General features: G+C 61.3%; 3 protein-coding genes and 1 pseudogene. 3 read left to right on the top strand and 1 reads right to left on the bottom strand.

What is annotated here, in order from left to right:
• Positions 1–96: 96 nt before the first annotated feature.
• Positions 97–645, top strand: a pseudogene (locus AC50X9_RS20965) (TadA family conjugal transfer-associated ATPase); the annotation flags it as partial.
• 62 nt (positions 646–707) lie between these two features.
• Positions 708–2,084, top strand: coding sequence for a recombinase family protein (locus tag AC50X9_RS20960; RefSeq protein WP_494896968.1), 1,377 nt, complete (start codon positions 708–710; stop codon positions 2,082–2,084).
• Between the two features lie 725 nt (positions 2,085–2,809).
• Here AC50X9_RS20960 and AC50X9_RS20955 read toward each other — a convergent pair.
• Complete coding sequence (locus AC50X9_RS20955; RefSeq protein WP_494896966.1) at positions 2,810–2,986, bottom strand: hypothetical protein; 177 nt, start codon at positions 2,984–2,986, stop codon at positions 2,810–2,812.
• A 1,218-nt stretch (positions 2,987–4,204) separates the two neighbouring features.
• Here AC50X9_RS20955 and AC50X9_RS20950 point away from each other — a divergent pair.
• Positions 4,205–6,289: a hypothetical protein gene (locus AC50X9_RS20950; RefSeq protein WP_494896964.1), complete on the top strand. Its 2,085-nt coding sequence runs from the start codon at positions 4,205–4,207 to the stop codon at positions 6,287–6,289.
• Positions 6,290–6,582 lie beyond the last annotated feature (293 nt).

The following is a 6,582-nucleotide window of genomic DNA, read 5'->3' as shown; positions in this document are numbered from 1 at the left end:
CCGCTGCTGACAGCCGGCCATCAAGATGACAACGCGCTACCAGTCAGCAAGCAGGGCTTCTCGTGGATCACGTAAAACCACTACCGCCCCACGCTCCTAGACATGTCCTCGCCCTTCGTCGACGCCGCGCTACCGGACGGTTCCCGGCTGCACGTCGTGATTCCGGACGTGACGCGGCGCCACTGGGCCATCAACATCCGCAAGTTCGTGGTGAAGGCCAGCCGCCTGGAACATCTTGTGGAACTTGGCACGCTGACGCCCCAGGCAGCCCGGTTCCTTGGTGCCGCCGTGGCCAGCGGCCTGAACATCCTGGTCTCTGGCGCAACGCAGGCTGGCAAGACAACAATGCTCAACTGTCTGGCGGCGAGCATCGGAACCCGGGAGCGCGTCATCACCGTTGAAGAGATCTTCGAGTTGCAGTTTCCGCTGCGCGACGTAGTGGGCCTGCAGTGCCGGCAGCCAAACCTGGAAGGTGAAGGCGAAATTCCCATGCGCAGGCTGGTGAAGGAGGCGCTGCGCATGCGCCCCGACCGGTTGGTGGTGGGCGAGGTCCGGGAGGCCGAAAGCCTGGACATGCTTATTGCTTTGAACTCAGGCTTGCCCGGCATGTGCACCGTCCACGCCAACTCTTCCCACGACGAGGTATGTCATTCATGGCGTGTAGCTAAACGACACCCGTCGGCCTGCGGGAGGCATAGGGCGTCACCATGGAAAGACACACGGAAGGTGCGGACGCGCGAGCCGCCATCTACACAAGAATCTCGAAGGACCTGACGCTCGAAGGGTTGGGCGTTGCCCGGCAGCTGAAGGACTGCAGGGCAATGGCACAGCGAAACGGCTGGCACGTCATGGAAGAGTTCGAGGACAACGACATTTCGGCGACGGGTGGCAAAACCCGACCCGCCTACCTTCGACTGAAAGCACTGATGCAAGCCGGCGCTTTGGATGTGGTTGTCGTCTATTCGGCTGATCGACTTCACCGCAACTCCCGCGAACTCGAAGACTGGATCGATCTCGCCACGGCCACCGGCATCAATATCCATTCGGCCGCCAACGGACACATCGACCTGAGTACCCCCGACGGTAGGACGATGGCCCGTGTGGTCACGGCCTTTGCGGCTGGTGAGGTCGAGAAGGCGAAGATGCGCCTCCTCAGAAAGCATCTTGAACTGGCAGAAGCCGGCGCCTGGCCGGGGCAGAAGTGCTACGGCTATACAGCGGACGCGGAGATCGTCCCTGAGGAGGCCGCTGTCATTAGGGAGATGGCAGCCCGTGTATTGCACGGTGAGGGGCTAAACGCAATCGCGCGAGACCTTACAGCCCGGGGCATCCCAACGGCGCGTGGGGCGGCCTGGAGGGCTGCCAGCATTCGAAATATCTTGAAGTCGCCGCGCATTGCAGGCTTGCGCGTACACAGGGGCAAAGTCTCCGCCCAAGGCCAGTGGGCAGGCATCGTCTCGGAGGAGACGTCGGTAATGCTCCGGAATAGGTTTGCGCCCGGTAGGGCTACCGGTCCCATTGGCGGGCCCCGCAAGCACCTGCTGACGGGCTTGCTGGTCTGTAGCAAATGCGGGACCGGCATGGTCAAATGCGTCAACGGCAAGTCTAAGAAGGAGAGCTACCGTTGCCCGCGAAACGTAGGCGCGGCAGCCTGCGGGGGGACCACCATTGTCGCTGCGGAGACTGAGGCATGGCTTGCCGAAGCTGCGTTTCAATTTCAGGACGCCCGGGTTGTCGGCCAGACGGACGCCACCTCGGAGTGGCTGGAGCAGACGGGTGCTCTGGATACCCGGCTCGAGGAGATCGCGGCTGATTACGCGCTAGGAGCGATCGGCCGCCCTGAATGGCAAGCAGCACGCGCCGCTATTGAGCGGGCGAAAGCGGCTCTACCCGTGCCGATTGTCAGGCCACGCGAACTCACGACCGGGGCGATGCTTCGATCGGCATGGGGAGGCATGGCCGTCAGCGTCCGACGCGCCGTGCTGGACGACATCTTCGTGAAGGTGGTGGTCATGCCCCGACACCAAATTACGGGACCCAAATCCTTTGATTCCACGCGCCTCGACCCGGAGTGGAGGCGGTAACGCGGAAAGTGACAGCCGCTAGCATTTGGGCCGCATAGGGATTTTATGAAGCCTGAAGCAAAAGAAGTCATTGAATGGATCGCCCGGACCAGAACGGCGCAGGGAGTCAGCGGTACCGTTACGCTCGATCCCGCGCTGCACGCTCGCACAGTTGCCGCTGTGGAACGCGCACAGCAGCAAGAGAGGGCCCAGCTGGCAGAGGGGGCATGAGCACTTTTGGAATCGCAATGACAATGCCGGCCCTGCGGTAGCCCGCGCTGCTGCTCACGACCGCGGTATATCGCTGGGAGGCGCCCTACGGCATAAGCCTCATCCTGCTCATTCGAAGGCGACCACTTCCGCGGAAGCGGCCGGGACTCCTCGACGGGCGCTGGAGCAGGCTGACGCGATGTGAACAGCATCGGGAGGCTCGCCCCAATCGGTTAAGTCACCTGGGACTGACCGCCGTTTCGGTCTTGGGCCGGAAGGATATGCCTGCCACTAAGGAGTGCGCTGGGATGAGCTTGATCCAGCTGTGCGCCAGCTAACGTCCGTCTGCCGAAGGCGACAGCGGAGCCTGCGACGTGCTGGCACGAAGGAGCAGGCATTCAAGACCTTAATCTTCAGCAAAATGCCTGGACGCCGGCGCCGGCGTCCTACTTCCACACGGTGGAGATGCTCGGGCTCGGGTAAAACAGCGATGAGACCGCCAACGAATGGGGGACTCATCGTGGTCGCGCTGGGAGCTAGAAGTCCTCTTTGGTGGGTGCCGGGGTCTTGGGCGGCGTCGTGTGCCCCAAGCGCTTATCGACGGCGACCCGGAGCTTGGCAACCCCGACCTGGACTCGGTGGTCCGCGGCGGAGTCCTTCGTGGAGGCGGCGGACCGAAGGGACCTTTCTTGTTCCGTTGTGCTTATGCTCATTGCCCGCCCTCCTTGGCGTCTTCGCTGGTGGACCCGTTCTGGCCGACGCTGTCACTGGAGTCATTACGCCTCAGCCGTCGCGGGCTCCTGCTCGTCGTCACTGCCCGGCGGCTCCGTCGAACGCCTTCCAGGCGATGTCGAGCAGCTCGACTTCCTTTTCCTAGCCAGTTGGCTGCGGGTCAGCATCGCCGGCGTCGCCAGCCCGAGCGCCTTGGTTTCATTAGTCCTTGGCCAGCGCCTGAGTCAAGGCCCAGTGGGTGCGCTTGCACCACTCGGCTCCGGTGTCCGCATCCGCTTTCTGCTGCAGCGCCAGTTGGTCGGACTTGGCGCGCGGCTGCAGAGTAAGCCAGGCGATGAGGGCGCCGACAGCAGGGACCTGCCGCCACTCTGAGGCCTGTGCCCATCGCAGTCGCCTAACTACACGTGCTGACGAAAAATAACCGGATCTGTCGGAAGGGGAGCGGGGGCGGACACGTGGGCTCCTGCTGGGGACGGAACTTTATTTTCCTTTCGTGGCTACCAAGATTTCCGGTTATTTCTTGGCTGCAATTCGTCTGAGTCAGGGCGGGTGCTGCCCGGTTCGTGGTCCATGGATGACAGCCGTCGTCGATCTCGCCGCATAGGGAAGGTTGAGGGGCGGGTTTGAGCGCGTGTTTCTGGTTCGTCGTCCATGGACGACAGCCGTTGTCGATCTCGCCGCATAGGGAAGGTTGAGGGGCGGGTTTGAGCGCGTGTTTCTGCTTCGTCGTCCATGGATGACAGCCGTTGTCGATCTCGCCGCATAGACGAGACCAAGACGGGTCATGTGCTAGTCAGCCTCACCCCTCGTCCATCGTCACTTGCGACTCGTGTTGCAGTGACCAGCTAGGACCCGCTGTTCCACCAACGGGATCCGTTATGAAAGGTCGATGAGAGTTGAATCGCCGTGTTAACACCCTTGAAGCAGCCATTGAGGCCTTGGACGCCCTTGGCCTCAAATACAAGCGCCAAAGTAACGGAATTGTTTGTCAGTGCCCGGTACATCAAGACCGAGAAGCAAGCTGCAGCATCAGCACAGGAACGCGCACCGAACAGAGTGTCGTGGTGAAGTGCTTCGCAGGTTGCGACTGGCTGGACATTAAAGAGGCACTCGAATCAGCCCTCGGAACCCGAGGAGCCGTTTGGTCCACCCGCGACAGTGCCTTGCCAGCAACGGCTTCCCCGACGAAGCCCGCGGCTGTGCAGAAAACCAAGGTCGACCACGGCCCGCCTGTCGAGCAGGCCCGTTACCATTTCCTTTTTGAGGATGGTTCCGTTGCCTTCAGCAAAGTCCGGCTGGCCTATCCGAATTCGCCGCAACCCGGCCGCAAGTCATTCTTCTACTCGAGCGATGACGGAGCCAGACTCAAACAGCTGAAAGCCGATCGCGCCGTACCCGTCTACAACCTCCCCGATCTCAAACGTTGTATCGAAGTAGGGGAGGATGCCTGGGCTGGTGAAGGGGAAAAGGATTGCGAGACGGCAAAGGAGCATGGCCGGACTATGATCTGCGGCCATGCCGGGGCCAGCCAGCAACTTCCGGACGAGTACGTCGAGCAGCTTCGAGGCTTGCGACGCTTGACCATCGTGCCGGACGTTGACGACCCAGGCACCAAACATGCCCTGAACTGGATGGCACTTGCTAAGAAGGCGGGCATCCCATTCAGGGTCATGCGCACGCCACTGGAGATCAAAGGGGCGGATCTCACTGACCACTTTGAGTCCGGCCTCGGGTGGCATGACCTGCTCGATGTAACTGACAAATTCCTTGGCCTCGGGAATCCTGAAAGAAACGAGATTCCTGACTCGACGCCTCCCGCGGAGGCCGTCACGCTCGCCGAATGCGATATGACTTACCAGAAGTGGATGAGCAAGGCCTACGACCTGGCCGTGCTGCACGCCAACCTCGCAGTCCGCGCAGCGCACGAGCTTGAGGGCGAGCCTGTCTGGCTCTTGACCGTAGCCGGATCAGCCAGCGGCAAGACCGAAGGAATCGCACCTTTGGCCGCTACTCCGAACACGGTCATGGTTTCGGAAATAGCTTCACCCGGTGCACTGCTTTCTGGAACAAGCAACTCAGAACGTGCCAAGGACGCTACCGGGGGACTGCTCAATCAGATCGGAACGCAGGGAACTCTGATTTTGAAGGACTTTACCTCGATCCTTTCAATGGGAAGTGACGCGCGAACACAAGTCCTTGCTGCCCTCCGGGAGGTCTACGACGGCTCGTGGACTCGACACGTTGGAACGGACGGTGGGAAGGCGCTGGGCTGGGTGGGCCGCATCAGTTTGCTCGGTGCAACCACAACCACATACGACCGGCACCACAGCGTCATTGCCTCCATGGGTGATCGTTTTGCACTCATACGCATGAGCTCTCGCGACGACCGCCGGATTAAGGGGGCCCAGGCCCTGATGAACACCGGACACGAGAAACAGATGCGGGCCGAGCTCAGCAAGGCAGTAGCTGGCGTCATTGCCGGAATGGACAAGAAGCCCGACGCCCTCGACGAGGACGAACTGATGGTGCTTTTCGAGGCAGCGGACTTCGTCACAATGGCTCGCACCCCTGCTGAGCGTGACTACAAAGGCGAGCCAATTGAGGCCAATGATCCTGAATCCCCAACGCGATTTGTAAAGATGCTTCAGCAAATTGTTCTCGGTGGGAGCGCCATCGGAATGCGTCGGAGGGACGCCCTGCTCCTGGCGCTTCGTATTGCCCATGACAGCGTTCCGCCTGTCCGCCGACAAGTCCTCCAGGCCGTTCACCAAAAGCCAGGTAGTGCGACCGTGGATGTCGTCGAGGAGACCCAGCTTCACCGCACCACCGCCGATAGGATGCTCCAGGAACTCGCTCTGCAGGGCTTGCTGCGGAAGAGTCAGGGGGTCCGCCACGACGGGACCGAGGGTGGGCGGTGGCGGTACAACCTCGCTGACGGCATCGATCCCAAGGCTGTGACTCCCGAAGCGCTTCCACCGGAGAACGCCCCGGAGATGTCGGCGTTGGAAGTTACCAACGTCCCTGACGCTTTCCTGTCGGGCGTGTCTATGGGAACTTCTTCCGTGGCCACCGTGACGTCCGTGGCTCTTTCCATTGTCGTACCTGACTCCGCTTCGGAGGAGGGCGCCGACGCTTTCGTCGTGCCCCAGCCCTCAAAAGTTCGCATCTTGGCGCCGGCTAAGGACATCGAAGCGGAGACCTGCGATGATCACCTCGTCGCCCCTTCAGCGGTCATCAGGACCTGCCTTGCATGCGGGAGCCTCAGGAGGGCGGCCGCGGCATGAGTCGACTTACCTATACAGCGCGGGAAACTAACTTCCTCTACTTCAAGTCTTACGAAGACAGCTTCTGGGGAGCTTTCAGTACGAGCCGCAGTGACCCGACGGGCTACTACCCGGGGCCGGAGCGCTTCTACCCGGACTTCGAGACGTACGTAGAACTTTTTGAGGCTGCGGAACAGGGGGCGCAGCCAGATCCTAGGAGCGTGGGTCAGTAGTCGTTAAAACGCCGGGTGATATTCCGGGTCCTTGGCGTGGGGGCTGGAAGAATCGGTGGATGACTTCCGATTTCCAGGATG

It is taken from the genome of Pseudarthrobacter sp. HLT1-3 (genome assembly GCF_059383535.1).
This window is presented reverse-complemented; position numbering and strand designations above follow the sequence as displayed.